The sequence below is a fragment of the Acinetobacter amyesii genome (assembly GCF_023499985.1).
GTDB classification, from domain to species: domain Bacteria; phylum Pseudomonadota; class Gammaproteobacteria; order Pseudomonadales; family Moraxellaceae; genus Acinetobacter; species Acinetobacter amyesii.
This window is the reverse complement of sequence record NZ_JAMCOU010000037.1, coordinates 112,466-127,144: the sequence shown is the minus strand read 5'-3', so window position 1 is coordinate 127,144 and position 14,679 is coordinate 112,466. Positions and strand designations below refer to the sequence as shown.

Annotated in this window: 18 protein-coding genes and 1 rRNA gene; 8 read left to right on the top strand and 11 right to left on the bottom strand. The window is 40.7% G+C overall.

The window, feature by feature from the left end:
• Both rrf and M5F03_RS14550 read left to right on the top strand, forming a co-directional pair.
• Nucleotides 1-114, top strand: a 5S ribosomal RNA gene (gene rrf / locus M5F03_RS14555).
• Between the two features lie 99 nt (nucleotides 115-213).
• Nucleotides 214-609 (top strand): hypothetical protein, encoded by a 396-nt coding sequence (locus M5F03_RS14550; RefSeq protein WP_249708751.1) that lies wholly within the window; start codon nucleotides 214-216, stop codon nucleotides 607-609.
• Between the two features lie 12 nt (nucleotides 610-621).
• On the opposite strand, the gene M5F03_RS14545 is transcribed toward M5F03_RS14550, so the two are convergent.
• Entirely contained in the window at nucleotides 622-2,001 is a 1,380-nt protein-coding gene (locus M5F03_RS14545; RefSeq protein WP_249708750.1) for a dihydrolipoyl dehydrogenase, read from the bottom strand.
• A 141-nt stretch (nucleotides 2,002-2,142) separates the two neighbouring features.
• On the opposite strand from M5F03_RS14545, the gene M5F03_RS14540 reads away from it, so the two are divergent.
• Complete coding sequence (locus tag M5F03_RS14540; protein ID WP_249708749.1) at nucleotides 2,143-4,359, top strand: Ig-like domain-containing protein; 2,217 nt, start codon at nucleotides 2,143-2,145, stop codon at nucleotides 4,357-4,359.
• 155 nt (nucleotides 4,360-4,514) lie between these two features.
• On the opposite strand, the gene M5F03_RS14535 is transcribed toward M5F03_RS14540, so the two are convergent.
• Together M5F03_RS14535 and M5F03_RS14530 are read right to left on the bottom strand one after the other, a co-directional pair.
• On the bottom strand, nucleotides 4,515-4,937 hold the full coding sequence (locus tag M5F03_RS14535; protein ID WP_249708748.1) for a protein tyrosine phosphatase family protein: 423 nt from the start codon (nucleotides 4,935-4,937) through the stop codon (nucleotides 4,515-4,517).
• Nucleotides 4,930-5,265 carry a protein tyrosine phosphatase family protein gene (locus M5F03_RS14530; RefSeq protein ID WP_111885430.1) on the bottom strand — a complete coding sequence of 112 codons (336 nt, stop codon included), beginning with the start codon at nucleotides 5,263-5,265 and terminating at the stop codon, nucleotides 4,930-4,932. The genes M5F03_RS14535 and M5F03_RS14530 overlap by 8 nt, the downstream gene beginning before the upstream one ends.
• Nucleotides 5,266-5,389: 124 nt before the next feature.
• Here M5F03_RS14530 and M5F03_RS14525 point away from each other — a divergent pair, with 124 nt between their 5' ends.
• Genes M5F03_RS14525 through M5F03_RS14515 form a run of 3 tightly spaced genes read left to right on the top strand, consistent with a single transcriptional unit; the run spans nucleotide 5,390 to nucleotide 7,159 of the window.
• Nucleotides 5,390-6,286, top strand: a complete 897-nt coding sequence (locus M5F03_RS14525) for an alpha/beta hydrolase (RefSeq protein ID WP_180147171.1) — start codon at nucleotides 5,390-5,392, stop codon at nucleotides 6,284-6,286.
• Nucleotides 6,287-6,718, top strand: a complete 432-nt coding sequence (gene trxC / locus M5F03_RS14520) for a thioredoxin TrxC (RefSeq protein ID WP_078191319.1) — start codon at nucleotides 6,287-6,289, stop codon at nucleotides 6,716-6,718.
• A gap of 21 nt (nucleotides 6,719-6,739) precedes the next feature.
• Entirely contained in the window at nucleotides 6,740-7,159 is a 420-nt protein-coding gene (locus M5F03_RS14515) for an acyl-CoA thioesterase (protein WP_078191328.1), read from the top strand.
• Nucleotides 7,160-7,224: 65 nt separating this feature from the next.
• On the opposite strand, the gene M5F03_RS14510 is transcribed toward M5F03_RS14515, so the two are convergent.
• The 3 genes from M5F03_RS14510 to M5F03_RS14500 form a co-directional block, all read right to left on the bottom strand.
• Entirely contained in the window at nucleotides 7,225-7,725 is a 501-nt protein-coding gene (locus M5F03_RS14510) for an ester cyclase (RefSeq protein WP_249708747.1), read from the bottom strand.
• A gap of 132 nt (nucleotides 7,726-7,857) precedes the next feature.
• Nucleotides 7,858-8,361 (bottom strand): DUF4442 domain-containing protein, encoded by a 504-nt coding sequence (locus tag M5F03_RS14505; protein ID WP_249708746.1) that lies wholly within the window; start codon nucleotides 8,359-8,361, stop codon nucleotides 7,858-7,860.
• A gap of 27 nt (nucleotides 8,362-8,388) precedes the next feature.
• Nucleotides 8,389-8,877 (bottom strand): YajQ family cyclic di-GMP-binding protein, encoded by a 489-nt coding sequence (locus tag M5F03_RS14500; RefSeq protein WP_078194203.1) that lies wholly within the window; start codon nucleotides 8,875-8,877, stop codon nucleotides 8,389-8,391.
• A 92-nt stretch (nucleotides 8,878-8,969) separates the two neighbouring features.
• Between M5F03_RS14500 and M5F03_RS14495 the strand changes: the two genes are divergently transcribed.
• Nucleotides 8,970-9,284: a rhodanese-like domain-containing protein gene (locus tag M5F03_RS14495; protein WP_078194202.1), complete on the top strand. Its 315-nt coding sequence runs from the start codon at nucleotides 8,970-8,972 to the stop codon at nucleotides 9,282-9,284.
• Nucleotides 9,285-9,318: 34 nt separating this feature from the next.
• Here M5F03_RS14495 and mnmC read toward each other — a convergent pair whose 3' ends face one another.
• From mnmC to M5F03_RS14475, 4 genes are read right to left on the bottom strand one after another with little or no spacing between them, the layout of a single operon-like run.
• Entirely contained in the window at nucleotides 9,319-11,274 is a 1,956-nt protein-coding gene (mnmC, locus tag M5F03_RS14490) for a bifunctional tRNA (5-methylaminomethyl-2-thiouridine)(34)-methyltransferase MnmC2/FAD-dependent 5-carboxymethylaminomethyl-2-thiouridine(34) oxidoreductase MnmC1 (RefSeq protein WP_249708745.1), read from the bottom strand.
• A 37-nt stretch (nucleotides 11,275-11,311) separates the two neighbouring features.
• Entirely contained in the window at nucleotides 11,312-11,827 is a 516-nt protein-coding gene (locus M5F03_RS14485; protein ID WP_078191313.1) for an SH3 domain-containing protein, read from the bottom strand.
• Between the two features lie 5 nt (nucleotides 11,828-11,832).
• Complete coding sequence (locus M5F03_RS14480) at nucleotides 11,833-12,135, bottom strand: YciI family protein (RefSeq protein WP_078191312.1); 303 nt, start codon at nucleotides 12,133-12,135, stop codon at nucleotides 11,833-11,835.
• A gap of 28 nt (nucleotides 12,136-12,163) precedes the next feature.
• A complete protein-coding gene (locus M5F03_RS14475; protein WP_078191311.1) occupies nucleotides 12,164-12,775 on the bottom strand; it encodes an inner membrane-spanning protein YciB in 612 nt (203 codons plus the stop codon).
• A gap of 44 nt (nucleotides 12,776-12,819) precedes the next feature.
• Between M5F03_RS14475 and M5F03_RS14470 the strand changes: the two genes are divergently transcribed.
• Entirely contained in the window at nucleotides 12,820-13,671 is an 852-nt protein-coding gene (locus tag M5F03_RS14470; RefSeq protein ID WP_180133601.1) for a PHP domain-containing protein, read from the top strand.
• 83 nt (nucleotides 13,672-13,754) lie between these two features.
• Here M5F03_RS14470 and M5F03_RS14465 read toward each other — a convergent pair whose 3' ends face one another.
• Entirely contained in the window at nucleotides 13,755-14,666 is a 912-nt protein-coding gene (locus tag M5F03_RS14465; protein ID WP_078191309.1) for a bestrophin family protein, read from the bottom strand.
• Nucleotides 14,667-14,679: the final 13 nt, after the last annotated feature.

Genomic DNA, 14,679 nt, shown 5'->3' with positions numbered 1-14,679 from the left:
CTGGCGACAATAGCAAGAGTGAACCACCTGATCCCTTCCCGAACTCAGAAGTGAAACCTCTTAGCGCTGATGGTAGTGTGGGGTTACCCATGTGAGAGTAAGTCATCGCCAGCTCATTATTCCAAAAGCCCTCTGCAAATAGCAGGGGGCTTTTTTTATGCTTGGGGAAAAGATATAGTCTGAAATCATTCATAAAATAATTATAAACTCTTGATGTACAGAAAATTTTATCCGAATTACTTACTGTTAAATTTAGTCTTATCGCTGATTCTGATCGGTGTGGTCATGTATCTACAGCATTTGTTATTTAATTATTGGGTTGCAGGTTTGCATTGGTTTATAGGTATTGTGCTGATGCATATTTTGATTATTCGATTGCCTATTTTTAAGCAGTTTTATATCAATCGAAATAAATTGAAAAATGTGGTAATTCAAACATCAAAATATAATCAGGCAGAACATAAAGCTGCGCGTGTGATGTCAGCATTGGTGGTCTTTGTAGTGGTTTGTTTGGTTTTATATGGATTGAATCTGACTCAATTTTATATCGAATATGCTTTTATCGCAGGGTTTTCTGCAGGGAATATGAGTGGTTACTATACTCCCTGAGACATTTATAGACTAAGCTTGATTGAGCTGTCGTCTTGCATGTTTCAGTGCTGTTCTTAAACCTTCTTCTAATGTCGGATGATAAAACGGTTTATTCAAAATTTCATGTATGCTTAGTTCTTCTGAAATCATCCAAGCTAGCAAATGTGCTAAATGTTCAGCTTCTGCACAGAATAGCTCAGCTCCTAATAGTGTATGGTTAATTGTATCCACATATACTTCGGCAGCCCCTTTATTTTTAGCAGCAACAATCGCACGACCTTGTTTTTCATAAGAAACGTAACCAATGACGAATTCTGTGTTTTTATCTTGTAGATGCTTATAGCTTTGACCAATAGTTGCCATTTGTGGTGTAGAAAATAAGATGCCTAAAGGGGTTAGCGTCTTGATGGATTTAATTTGTGGAAAGTTTAAACAGTTTTGTACTGTAAATTTACCTTCATGAGCTGCTTCGTGTTGGATAGGGGTATTGGTATGTGCATCACCGACTATAAAAATTGGATAATCAGCTAGTTGCTTTGTATCCGGATTGATCGGTAAATTTTTAATATCTTTAAATTCTGCACTTATACGTTCTAAACCTAAGGTATTTAATAATGTACGTCTGCCAGTTGCAGCTAAAACATAGTCAACTTGTAGCGACTTTTGTACGTTTTCTTCAGTATAGGTTAAATGAACTAGATCGCCTTCAAGAGAGTAATGTTCAGGTAAAATTTCAAACTTTAGCTTTAATTCTTTACTTAACTCTTCCTGTGCGAGCTTTTGTAATATGGGGCTAGTCAATGAGCCAATTTTTCGACTACGTGCAAAAACAGTGGTGTTTACATTAAGCCGTGTTAAAGCCTGAGCCAATTCTAAAGCGATCACGCCACTTCCAATAACTGCGACAGATTTTGGTAGTTGTTCTAACTCAAATATTTGATCGGACGTAATTAATTTATCGCCTAATATTTGTTTTTGTTCTGTATCTATAGCAGGCGTTGTACCTACAGCAAGGATAAATGACTTGGCTTGATATGTTTGGTTGTTTACTTGAATGGTATTTGAATCAATAAATTCAGCTTTACCTGAAATTTTATGTTGGCTTGGCCAACTTTCAACATCTTTTAACGTGGCTCTTGTAAAACGATCACGTAAGGTTTGAACATGTTGCATGACGCTAGAGGTATCAATTTCACTTTTGACATCTAGTCCTAAATTATCTGCATGTCTTATTTCGTACATACGGTTGGCAGTAGAGATAAGTATTTTACTTGGCATACAACCAACGCGTGCACAGGTAGTATCCCAAGGCCCATCATTAATGATAAGAAGATTTTGTGTTTTTTTAATTGCTTCTTTATAGGCTGAAATGCCTGCTGTTCCTGAACCGATAATGATGATGTCGTACATAAAATTCTCCTTCATTCTTCAAATTTAACATATCAAACATTTGTATTCCTTGTGTTTACATAAAGCTATAATTATGGTTACATAGCAACCAATAAATATTTATAACAACTCTATATATATTGAGGGTTTTGGGGGAATTCCATGCAAAAAAAACAAGTGACTATGAAACTGTCAGCTATAGCTTTAGCCGTATTGTTGGCTAGTTGTGGTGGTGGTGGTAGTGATGGTTATTTTAATGAAGGGGCAAATTCTGGTGGTTCTTCAACAAATCCCAATACTGGTGAAGAAGTCAAATCGCTGAATGCTAGCGCAATTCAGCTGAAAGATTTGAATGGTAATTCGACTACGGTTATTACTGCAGAGGGTGTAACAGCTACTGTAAAAGTGACAGATCAGTCTGGAAATGGTGTTAGTGGAGCAATCGTTACATTTACTTCAACTGGTGGAGTCACTTTTGGCAGCTCTAATGCTGCAGTTGTGACTAATGCAAACGGTGAAGCAACTATTTCAGTAACACCTGAAAATTTGAGCAGTACAGGTGCCTACAAAATTTCAGCAAGTGCTGAATATGATGGTAATACCGTTACAGCAAAAGATGCAGTCTTTAGTTTACAGTCATTAAATGTTGTCTTATCAAATATATCTGCTGCAGCTGCTGGTCTTTCATCTGGCGCTTCTACAAATATTACTTTAAAAACTTTAAATCAAAATTCTCAAGCGCAAAACAATGTAACGGTGAACTTTACTGCAAGTTGTGGAACATTCGATCCTGCATCTGTAATTTCATCAAATCAAGGCAATGTTATTACTTCATATAAAGCCATTGCTTCGAATGGTGATTTATGTGAAGGCCCTGTTGTTGTTACAGCATCTTCGCCAAGCAGCTCAGCCACTGTTACAACAACACTTAATATTGCAGCGGTAGCAGCAGATTCTCTAGTTTATACAACTGCCGCTGATGTTAATTTAGGTATAAAGAGCAGTGGATCTGCAGCATCTAACTCTATTGAGTTTACGCTTTATGCCAATGGTGTTCCTGCAAAAGATAAAGACGTAGAGGTCTCTTTGGAAAAAGCGCCAAATGATCTTAATTTTGTGACATTGAATAACCGCGCTACCCAAATATTAAAAAGTGATTCTAAAGGTAAAATTGTTGTTAATTTATATCCAGGTAATATTCCAGGCCCTGTAGAGATTAAAGCAACATTGGTCGCATCTCCAACTGTATCAGCAATTTCTAAAGGCGTGAAGGTTTCTTCTGGACGCGTTACACAAAATGGTGTCAGTCTATCTGTTTCTAAACAGTCTTTACGTACAGATATTGATGGGGATGTTGCAACGATCGTTGCCCGTATGCGTGACCGTACAGGTAACCCTGTACCGAAAGATACAGTCATCAGTTTTGTCAGCGAAGGCGGTAAAGTTGATTCAAACTGTATGACGGATGATAAAGGTGTTTGCTCTGTGACTTTAACGACTCAGAGCCCAAGACCTTTAGATAACCGTGTGACTGTTTTAGCCTATGTTGAAGGTGACAAGAGTTATATAGATAATAATGGCGACAATTTATATACAGCAGGCACGGATACCTTAACTGATAATATTGGCGATTTCTTTAAGGATGATAACGAAGATAATCTACATAGTGTAGGTGAATTCATTTATCAAAAAGCCGCTGGTGCATTACAATGCGCGATTTCTAGCTTTGCACAACCGAATATCCCAAATACTTGCGACAGTGGTCTAAGTGCAGTACTCCGCCAACAATTGGTATTCTCTTTTGCACACGACACACCAACATTTGTTTGGAATACAGGATTTGATAGTAATGGGTTCATTACAAGTGGTTCAGGCAATTTTAGCTTCCAAGTGTTTGGCAACTCGCAAAAAACAGTGCCGATGCCATCAGGTACAACTATTTCTGTAGCAGTGAAAGATAATAGTGATTTTCAACCTAAAGCTAAACTTCAATTAGATGCTACAGACTCAACTAAACAAATCTTGAAAGTTTCAGGGGCAGAACCAAATACTACTCTAATTGTAACCATTGATAATATTGATTATGCTGTAATAATTGATTCAACTGGAATGGGGAGTAAGGGGGGGATTGCATCAACTGTGACGGGCACTCCTGAAATCGCTTATAAAAATTTATCTTGTGAAGCTGAAATTAGAAGTGGAAATTTAACCGTTCCGAATACTATGGCTTTATTAACACCAAGTACATTCGCAAATAATGGAAATGACCTAGTGAATTACACAGTTCGCTTGAAAGGCTGTACAGCAGGAGATGATGTAAAAATCATTTCAAGTGTTCCAGGCGGTAAGAGCGTAACATCTTGGTTAAATATTAAATAATATAAAAATAAAAAACAGCGCTTCGGCGCTGTTTTTTATTTTAGGGACTGAGAATTTAAAGTGTAGTCCCGACACTTACACCAACGGTTGGACGTACATTCATAGAATTACACCCTGTTAGCAACAACGTTGTAAATAAAACGGTAAACACGAATTTATTCATTGAGCAAACCTTGAGCCTTAGCTTGATTGAAAAGAGCTGTCGAACGAGAGCCGCTGCGACAAATCATCAAAATGGGTTTAGGAAGCTCATTATAGTATTTGGCAAATTCCTTCACGTCTGTTTGAGAAATTTTACCGCTTTGCACAGGTTGATACACAACACTCACATGAGACTTTTCCGCAATGCCTCGTAACTGTAAAACAGTCACTTCATTGCCCGCCTCATTATCTGGTCGATTCACAATTACAGATTTAAATTTAAGTTGTTTGAGTAAACTTGAAAACTTATCTGTGGTCATTTGTCCAGAGACACTTAAATTTGCATTTAAGGGCTGACTGTTATTGTCTGCAAATGTAGGTGCTGAAAAAATGCACGTTGCGATCAATATAGCTTTTTGAATGAAAGCCTTAGTCATCCAAAAGATCCATCTGTTTTGCTAGTTGATATAGATTATTTGAACGGTTACCTGTACGGCAGAACATGAGAACTGGCTTTGGCAATTCATTAAAATGATTAGCAAAGTTACGGACATCTAGCTCAGAAATTTGACCCGCAACAACCGGTTGATGAACATAATCTAAACCAGCGGTACGAGCTGCTTCTTCAATTTGAGCACTGGTTGGTTGCTCAGGACCACCTTCCATGTCAGGGCGGTTATTGATAATCGATTTAAAGCCTTTTTCAACCACTTGCGCTACATGTTCTGGGCCGATTTGACCTGCAAAACCAACATTTTCGCTCATTGAGTCACTCCATAATTTAATTCGTAGAATTATGTTTTATGATAGCATTAAGCACAAACTTGAGCAGAATGTTCTTAAATTTTTATAAGCGATTACAACCATAAAATAACGCAATGGAGCGCGTATGCACGCCTATACAGTCGAACCACTGTATGTCAAAAGCGGACAAGATGTTATAGCTGCTGACTTTTATCGTCCAAAATCTGTTGAAAAACCTGCAGTCATTCTCATGGCACATGGTTTAGCGGCATTACGCCAATTTAAATTAGTGCAATATGCAAAACGCTTTGTACAAGCGGGTTATGCTGTCGTGTTGTTTGATTATCGTTATTGGGGTGGCAGTACAGGGCGTCCGAGAGAGTTGGTGAATCTTAAAGCTCAACTTGAAGATTGGCGGACCATGATTGATCATTTACAGCAGCGTAAATCGATTGATTCGAGACGCATTGTATTATGGGGAACATCGCTGAGTGGTGGCTATGTACTCAGTTTGGCGGCAGAGCTTAAAAATATTAAAGCGCTGATGGTACAAGTCCCATTTGTCGACGGCGCTGAAAGTGCAAAATTGTATCCCTTACAGCAATTACCCAAAGCATTAAAATTATCAAGTCAGGACTATATGGGGTCTAAAGTTGGGATGAGCCCAACGACTTTGCCTGTAGTCGATCCACATCGATTATGTTTTTTACAGTCTGAAGACAGTTATGCGGGCTATTTATCGATTGTAAATCCTGATTTTTATTGGAGTGGCGAAATTCCGGCTCGGGCCTTTTTTAAGTTAATTCGTTATCGTCCAATTTTGGATGTCCGTAAAATTAGCATACCAGTACTTTTTATTGCAGCCAAAGAAGATAGTTTGATTCCCATTGAATCAAGCCGAGAAACTGCGACCAATATTGCACCGTATGTGCAGTATTATGAGTGGGAAATGCAACATTTTGATATTTATCACGGGCAATGGTTTGAAAAAGCCATGGCAACCCAATTAGAATTTTTACATCAACATGTTGGAGTCAGCTAAATGATCGTTGTGTGTCCTGAATGTGGTGCAAAAAACCGTGTACCTGAAGAAAAACTCGAAGTTGGACCTGCATGTGGTCAATGTCATCAAGCATTGATTCCACTGGCGCCCATCGAGTTGAATGAAAAGAACTTTGCCAACTTTATTAGCAATAGTGATTTACCTGTGCTGATTGATTTATGGGCTGAATGGTGTGGCCCATGTAAGATGATGGCGCCACACTTTGCACAAGTTGCAAAATCAAATCCGAAGGTGGTTTTTGCCAAAATTGATACCGAAGCAAACCCTCGATTGAGCGGTGCATTTAATGTTCGTAGTATTCCTACACTGGTTTTGATGAATAAAACCAACGAAATTGCTAGAATAAGTGGTGCAATGCGTGCTGGTGAGTTACAACAATGGCTCAACCAGCAGTTAAATCTACCTCAATAAATGTCAGCGCCAGGAGCTAAAGTGTCAGAAACTCATGTAAAACCTGAAGGAACGCTTTCCCTACAAACCATCGCGATGCCTGCAGACACCAACTGGAGTGGTGATGTTTTCGGTGGTTGGATCGTGTCACAAATGGACTTGGCCGGTGCAATTCACGCAGAGCGTTTCAGTCAAGGACGCTGTGCAACGATTTCAATTAACCAAATGACCTTCCTTGTTCCAGTGAAAGTCGGGGATGTCATCAGTGTATATACCAAAATTTTAAAAGTGGGTAATACCTCTATCCAAATGCAGATTGAAGTTTGGGATAGCCATGACAGCTCACGTGATCCAATTCGCGTAACCGAAGGTGTGTTTACATTTGTCGCTGTGGATGTGAAAGGTGCTAAGCGTCAAATTCCTGCGGATGCAAAAGCTAAATTTGCTGCTGATCAAGCTTAATTAAAGTTAGATGCAATAAAAAGCCGCTCAATCGAGTGGCTTTTTTATTAATCACGAATTAAAACTTAGAACATTGTATTTGAATTGGCACTGGTTTCAGGAATGCTCTGTTGCACATCCCAATGTTCGATGATCTTGCCATTTTCAACACGGAAGATATCAATAATGGCTTCTCCACGGTCTTGCTTATTTTGCGTAGAGTGCACATGTAAATAGACCAAATCACCTTCGGCAGCGGCACGTTTGATCTGGTTTTTTGCTTCAGGATTCTGTTTAAAATATTGGGTGAAGTAATCGACAAATGGCGCTTTGCCATCAGGTACATGCGGATTATGTTGAATATATTGATTGCCAATATATCGGTCAGCATATGTCTTAACCTGATGTTTAAGAAAGACACCTTCATAAAAATCAATCACGATTTTCTTATTTTCCGCTGCTTGGCTGGTTTGAATATTGCTATCAGCCGCTTGATTTGGAGTCGTTGGCGTTGCAGGAATAGTACTTTGACATGCAGTTAAAAACACCGCCAGGCTGATGAGTGAAAGGGGAATGATTTTTTTCATAAAGTGCTCAATATATTTGTGTCGTGCAAGCATATTGAGCGGAATTAAGGCGTATAAATAGTAAAAAACAGTCTTGATTTTGCTGAAATTTGGTAAAACTTATACTTACCTAAAAGTAAGTTTTATTTACATTTATTTATTTTTCAGAGCGGATTTTGCCACCCACGCCCAAAGCATTTCACATTGAATCGGTGCTTCACCAGATTCATCGGTGACGAAGACCTGTACTACGGTTTCACCTTTTTCTGTACTTTGCATTTGTCGTTGCTGTTCGGGTGTAAGCGTTGCGATGGCTTTCATCCCACCTTGGGTTGGACGTTTAAAATCAACTTTGAAGCTTTTAATCAGGACAATGGCACTGTCTGGGACGTTCATTGCTGTGACAAAGCCTGTGGCTGTTTCTGCGATCAGCGCCATGGCACAGGCATGTACTTGCCCGATATGGTTTTGCATCGCCTTATGATTGGCGATGCTCACCTCAACACGCTCAGGGCTGACATGTTGATAACGAATTTTAGCGGTACCGACCATAGGCACGACGCGACCAAATGCTTGACTGAGCAAACGACTCTGAAGACCCTTCGGTAATTTAGAGCTTGCTTTGACCAGTTTATTTAAACGATTTGGACGTGCCATATTGACCTCAATGGCAGTTGTGCTGCCTTAATCTTTAAAGTTGTTAAATTGAAGCGGCACACCAAACTGTTGCTCTTTTAAGAACGCCATCACTTGTTGCAAAGTGTCACGCTTCTTGTCAGTCACACGAATTTTGTCGCCTTGAATAGAAGATTGCACTTTAATGCCGCTTTCTTTAATGGCTTTATTGATTTTTTTTGCAGTATCAGAGTCAAGACCGTCTTTTAGTTTGATCACTTGAATGACGTTTTTACCAGAAGCTGTCATTTTTTGTGGATCCAATGCTTGAATGTCTACTTTACGTTTGAAGAAATGATTTTCGAGCATGGTATACACTTGCTCACATTGGAAATCGCTTTCTGTTGAGATTTTGATTTCCTTATTTTTCTCATTTAACTCAATTGAAACGTCTTGACCACGGAAGTCAAAACGCGTCGCTATTTCTTTTTGCGTGTTTTGAACTGCATGATTTACTTCAAAAACTTCTAATTCGGAAACAATATCAAAAGAAGGCATAGATTAGACCTTTACAAAGGGAAAGAATATCTGAGATGCTAGGGATGTTTTCTTCATTTGCCAAGTGTTGTTTACATCAAAAGGAGTGTGCAATGATCCGTAAACAAGAAATTACAACATTTGAGTTCCCAGAAGACTCGATTATCTGGGATGTTCGCGATGCAAGTGCGTATGCTGAAGCACATGTGAAAGGTGCGGTTAACCGACCGATCAACGCATTGTCATCAGATGCACTGACTCAGGTGTCAACGGATCAACCCATTTACATTTTATGTGGTGGTGGAAGTAAAGCTCCACGTGCAGCAGAGTTACTAGAGGGTTTTGACAGCTCACGTGAATATGTAATCTTAATGGGCGGCACGCGTGCTGCTCGTGATGCCGGTCTTCCTTTGGAACAAGGGAAATGAGATCGAATCAAAAAAAGCGCCGAAAGGCGCTTTTTTATTGCAGGTTATTTTTTTGAGGTGGAGATGACAGCATCTGACCCTGAAAATAAGGCTTCTTAGTTTTTTGTTTGGCTTTGGCGCGTCGTATAAAACGTGCTGCATGAATTTTATCGAGTAGCTGTGTTGGAATAGGGCAGGCTTCTTTTAAGACCAACGCGGCAATGATTTCACTACAGAGCGGGGCATACAGGAAACCTTTAGAACCGAGTCCACTACAGCTATAAATGTGCTGATCTTCATGGACTGCACCAATTACCGGGAAAAAGTCTTTTGTCTGTGCGCGAATTGCGGCACGTCCTTGCCATTGTTCAATCGGTGCTAAGGTTTTTGCAAAGTCAGGGAACACACTGTGGATAAGTTCATAGTTATGCACATGATCTTCAGTGAGAACGTCGGTGTCATCACGGCCGGGATAAAATGACGCGCCCATAATCATCTGTTCGGCATCCAGTTGCATACAATAGCCCCCATAACTATAGGCTGTATGCATATCCATTTGTTGAGCGCGGTTGTTCAACCAACTGACTTGTCCACGAATGGCACGCAGCTCTGGATAATCTGTTTGTAGCTGCATACTGTCACGTGCCGCACAGAGAATGACATGCTCGGCAGATGGAAGCTGCTGATCCTGTGTAAATAGCGCAACGCCATTTTGTTGTTGCTCAATGCGTTGAATATCTGCTTGTAACAATTCAATGTGTGGATGTGCCAAGATTTGGTCACGAAGCTGATGTGGACTGACTGCACCTGCTTGTTTTAAGAGCAAGGTTGGATATGTTGAGGCTAATTGATTTAGCGTGCCTTCTTCAGCAGCTAATACCTCTGAAGGATAACTTTGAGCTAAATCAAGGTGCTCTGCTTTATTTTTTAAAATAGATTGGTGAATCTGTAAGGGACGAAATGCCTTGAAGTTTTGATAATGCTTGAGCGCATATAACCAGCTCAAGGTCATCAAATGTTCAGCACTTTGTTCAATTGGACAGAGTTTAGGGTTGAGTAGGGCAAGAGGATTACCCGACCCACCGCTGAGTGGTGCTGATTTCTCGTAGATACGCACTTGATGCCCGCGTTGAGCAAATGCCCAAGCACAGCTCAAACCAGCTATGCCAGCACCAATAATCGCGATTTGACGGGGCTTATGACCTACAGTGATTTCAGAATTTTTTTTTTCGTCTAAGGTGGGTATGTCAGCAACTACGGATTGATCATCTAACTTTTCAGGTGCGAGCCAAAAGGCTTTGAGCATTTCACGCTTATGCGCAAAGCCACGTGGTCGTGTAATGGTAATACCATGCTCACGTAAGCCGCGTTTCAGTACACCTGCCACACTAAATGAGGCGAAGGTCGTCCCAATGTCCGATAGACGTACGATATTTTTGAGTACGTTTTCTTCCCACATGTCAGGATTACAGGCGGGTGCAAAACCGTCCAAGAACCATGCATTGACCGTAGCAGTTTTTGCCATGACGGGAAAAACGTCATGTGCATCGCCTAACCAAAGATCAATTGAAAAACGTTCTTCTGGAAAATTGAGTCGATGACATCCCGCAATGGGTTCAGGATATTGCGCAATCAGTTGCTGTGCCAAAGGTTGTAATTCAGGCCATGCATTTAATGCACGAATGAGGTCTGCTTTAGATAAAGGGAATTTTTCTACAGAAATGGCATGCAGATGACTGTGATTATTTGGACGAACCTGTTGCCATAATTGCCACAGGGCCAAAATATTTAAGCCTGTACCAAAACCTGTTTCGCCGACACTGAAATATTCAAAATCAGTCAGTGCCGCGAGGCGAGTGTCGAGGTCATTTCCTTTTAAAAACACATGACGTGTTTCGAGCAGGCCGTTGTCCTTCGAAAAATACACATCACCAAACTGTCTAGACACTGGAATATCAATGCCATCGATCATTTGCCAATCGAGATCGGCAGTCTGAATTGCACCTGACAAAACTCAAGCAACCTTTAAATTGAAGTAGAAAAACGAATTACCATTGACGACGACGTTTGGTATAGACGTAACTGGCCAACAAGAAACCTAAAATCACGCCAACACCAAGCGTGGTACCACCATATAAAAACATCTGCGCGCTACGTTCACTTTGCAGCACTTGTACTTGTACGCCCAAGCTATCATTTTTAAGTTGTAATTCTTGGTTTTGCGCCAAGGCTTCAAGGTTAGCTTTTTCTAACTGTTGTAAGCGTACAGATTGGTCTTTGACCATCGCTTTGACTTTGGCATCTTGCAGCGCTTTATTTTTTGCCAATTGCTCAATGGTCAATGGATTTGCATCTTGAGGTTGACCATTGGGATTGACGGTTGCCGCCACTTTAATGATGCCCGGTTTATTGGCAGGAATGGTATGCGGCACAGGATTTGGAGGAGGTGTTGCAGTCGTTGCTTGAGCAGCAGGGGCTACAGCAGGTGCAGGAGCGGGTTCTTCAGCCCATGCAGTTGAACAAATTAAAGATAAGCCCAGTAAACTAGAAACAACGACGCGCATGAACCTTATCCTTTAGGAAATGCTTTGTTAAATGGTTTGACATCAATTTGGCCATAAACCCCTTCTTTGAGGAAAGGTTCATCTGCCAACCATTGGTCTAGGGCTTCACGACTATCAAAATCGACAATGATCGTACTGCCATAAAAACCAGCTTGCGGGTTAGCCGGATCTTTAGGCATCGCACCTGCAACAATCAGACGACCTTCATCATCAAGTTTTTGTAGACGTTCAAGATGTTGAGGACGAACCGCAAGGCGCTTTTCCACTGTACCTTCATTATCTGTACAGCTTACGACGAATAATGGCATGACTTTTCCTGATTTTTGACCGAATGGATTATTCTGAGGTCTTAAAGTATTTACGTAATACAATAAACTGAATAATGATAAAGGAAAACATCACGATCATGTCACCAAAAGCAGTGAATTCACCCCAATATTTTCCGTCTGCAAACAAATAAGCGAAAAAGGTGTGTAAACATGACATCACCACGAACATTGCAGCCCATGCATAGTTCAATCGTTTCCAACCGACAGCGGTTAAATTTAAGACTGGACCAAATAAACGTTCGATGAGTGGTTTCTTATCTTTACTAAACAGTGGAGAAAGTAAAAACGCCCCAGCAAACACTAAGTTCAGTAAAACGGCTTTTAACCGAATATAAAAATCATCGCTTAGCATCAGGGTAATACCACCAAAAATCACGGTCATGAACAACACAATCCATTGTTGTTTATCTAGACGGAATTTTTGCATGACAAACAATGCACCATAAACCACAAGCATGGAAATGATGAGACCTGATGTTGCCACAAGAATGTTATTGTTATCGACACCCCCAGCAGAACCAATTAATTGTAATAATGGGTGCTGCGTATCTTTTGGATCTACAGTTTTATATAAATAAAAGAAAATAATGAGTGGCACAAAGTCTAAAAGTGCTTTCATGTTAGAGTATCTAAATCTGATCAAATAAATGACATAGTATAGAGATGCAAGGCGTAGATTTACATACACACAGTAATATTTCTGATGGTACTTTGTCACCAGAGGCTTTGGTGCAGGCCGCAAGTGCTATTGGAATTCATACGCTGGCTTTGACTGATCACGATACGATGGACGGATTGTTGGCAGCAGAGCAAGTCGCTCATGAATTAAAGCTGCAATTAATCTCTGGCGTGGAGATTTCCAGCCAGTGGTCGAGACCTGCGACCAAAAAAAGTTATGGTGTGCATATCGTCGCTTTAAATATGCAAAATCCTGCGCCCATACAAGCCTTATTGATGGATCAAAAGCGTATTCGAGCGGAACGTGCTCGGCAGATTTGTGACTTACTGATACCGTTAATTGGTCAAGATATTTATAGCGATGTGATTGCCAAGGTCGAACATATTCCAGATCGGGTAACACGTACCCATATTGCCAAAACTTTGGTGGAAAAGGGGGTAGTTTCACGTCCACAACAAGCTTTTGATAAATATATTAAAGAAGGCAAAAAAGCTTTTGTAAAATTTGAAGGTCCAAGTCTTGTTGAGACCATTGAGGTGATTCATGCCAGTGGTGGCTTTGCAGTGTTGGCGCATCCAACGCGATATGATTTATCTGCGACCAATATTCGTTATTTGATTGAAATCTTTGCTGAAGCGGGCGGTGATGCAGTGGAATTACCACCGGCAATTGAGCCATTATCGACTCGTCAAATGGTGGATCGTATGATTGCTGCCTTTAACTTAAAAGTTTCTGTTGGGAGTGATTTTCATGGTGACAATATGCCATGGATTAAACTCGGCAACATCCCTCGAGTGAAAGAAGGGCAAGTTGGAATCTGGGAGAGCTTTGCTTAAATGCTCTCACTTACATATCTTCGATATACCAAAAAAAGTGTACGACAAAGCTATGTAAGCGAGGGTTTAGACTCATTGATCAATTACAGTAAATTATGATCTTTGGCTTGAATCGGTGGTGGGGTGGGTTTTCCTAAAGTCCCAAGTAATTCAATTTCAATAGTACGCACCATCGAGTCCAATGGAAGGTCATTGCTTTGTGTACCGAAGGGCTCTTCAATCTCTGAACTCAGCGCATCTAAGCCTAAAAAGGTATAGGCTAAAATTCCGACCAAAAGGGGGGTTGCGAGACCTAAAGTAGAGCCCAAGCTAAAGGGTAAGACAAAACAGAAAAAATAAACGGTTCGATTCAGCAAGACCGAATAAGCAAACGGTAATGGCGTGGTGGCAATCCGGTCACAGCCTGTTTGTACGGTGCTGAGTTCCATCACATGCTGATTCATCTGGGTATAAATAATATCTGAAATTTCACCATCTTTAAGCGCCTGCATTAGCTCCCATTGAATCAAACTCAACGTGTACTGCGGTGCATTGGCTTGTTGGTATAACTGAGTGATGGCATTCGCGCTCATGCCGCTGGTTTCAACTAGTTCAGTGGGGTTGGCGGTTTGATGGCGGAGTCGGTCACGCAAAACATTGGCAAACACAATCACATGTTGGATCACACGTTCACGACGGCCTTGACTGAGTAAACGGCAGTCACGGTCAAAATGGCGTGCATTGGCAATCAAAATGCCCCATAAACGCCGAGCTTCCCACCAACGGTCATAGCAGGCTGAGTTTTTAAAGCCTAAGAAAATCGACAGCACGACACCAATTAGGGTAAAGCCGACCAAAGGAAATTCGGTAAAATGGAAGATATCGACATAGGATAAGCCGCCCACAATGGCAGACAGCAACATAACGATCCCGAGCGGTGGTAAAACCTTAGGTAAAATCGTTCCTCGCCAAGAAAATAGCAGTTTAAAAATACTCGGTTGGTCACGGACGATCATGTTCGAATGATAA

Excerpts from the sequence above, each read along its gene's own strand:
- M5F03_RS14550 (WP_249708751.1), top strand. The coding sequence starts at position 214 with ATGTACAGAAAATTTTATCCGAATTACTTACTGTTAAATTTAGTCTTA.
- M5F03_RS14545 (WP_249708750.1), bottom strand. The coding sequence starts at position 2,001 with ATGTACGACATCATCATTATCGGTTCAGGAACAGCAGGCATTTCAGCC.
- M5F03_RS14540 (WP_249708749.1), top strand. The coding sequence starts at position 2,143 with ATGCAAAAAAAACAAGTGACTATGAAACTGTCAGCTATAGCTTTAGCC.
- M5F03_RS14535 (WP_249708748.1), bottom strand. The coding sequence starts at position 4,937 with ATGACTAAGGCTTTCATTCAAAAAGCTATATTGATCGCAACGTGCATT.
- M5F03_RS14530 (WP_111885430.1), bottom strand. The coding sequence starts at position 5,265 with ATGAGCGAAAATGTTGGTTTTGCAGGTCAAATCGGCCCAGAACATGTA.
- M5F03_RS14525 (WP_180147171.1), top strand. The coding sequence starts at position 5,390 with ATGCACGCCTATACAGTCGAACCACTGTATGTCAAAAGCGGACAAGAT.
- trxC (WP_078191319.1), top strand. The coding sequence starts at position 6,287 with ATGATCGTTGTGTGTCCTGAATGTGGTGCAAAAAACCGTGTACCTGAA.
- M5F03_RS14510 (WP_249708747.1), bottom strand. The coding sequence starts at position 7,725 with ATGAAAAAAATCATTCCCCTTTCACTCATCAGCCTGGCGGTGTTTTTA.
- M5F03_RS14505 (WP_249708746.1), bottom strand. The coding sequence starts at position 8,361 with ATGGCACGTCCAAATCGTTTAAATAAACTGGTCAAAGCAAGCTCTAAA.
- M5F03_RS14500 (WP_078194203.1), bottom strand. The coding sequence starts at position 8,877 with ATGCCTTCTTTTGATATTGTTTCCGAATTAGAAGTTTTTGAAGTAAAT.
- M5F03_RS14495 (WP_078194202.1), top strand. The coding sequence starts at position 8,970 with ATGATCCGTAAACAAGAAATTACAACATTTGAGTTCCCAGAAGACTCG.
- M5F03_RS14485 (WP_078191313.1), bottom strand. The coding sequence starts at position 11,827 with ATGCGCGTCGTTGTTTCTAGTTTACTGGGCTTATCTTTAATTTGTTCA.
- M5F03_RS14480 (WP_078191312.1), bottom strand. The coding sequence starts at position 12,135 with ATGCCATTATTCGTCGTAAGCTGTACAGATAATGAAGGTACAGTGGAA.
- M5F03_RS14475 (WP_078191311.1), bottom strand. The coding sequence starts at position 12,775 with ATGAAAGCACTTTTAGACTTTGTGCCACTCATTATTTTCTTTTATTTA.
- M5F03_RS14470 (WP_180133601.1), top strand. The coding sequence starts at position 12,820 with ATGCAAGGCGTAGATTTACATACACACAGTAATATTTCTGATGGTACT.
- M5F03_RS14465 (WP_078191309.1), bottom strand. The coding sequence starts at position 14,666 with ATGATCGTCCGTGACCAACCGAGTATTTTTAAACTGCTATTTTCTTGG.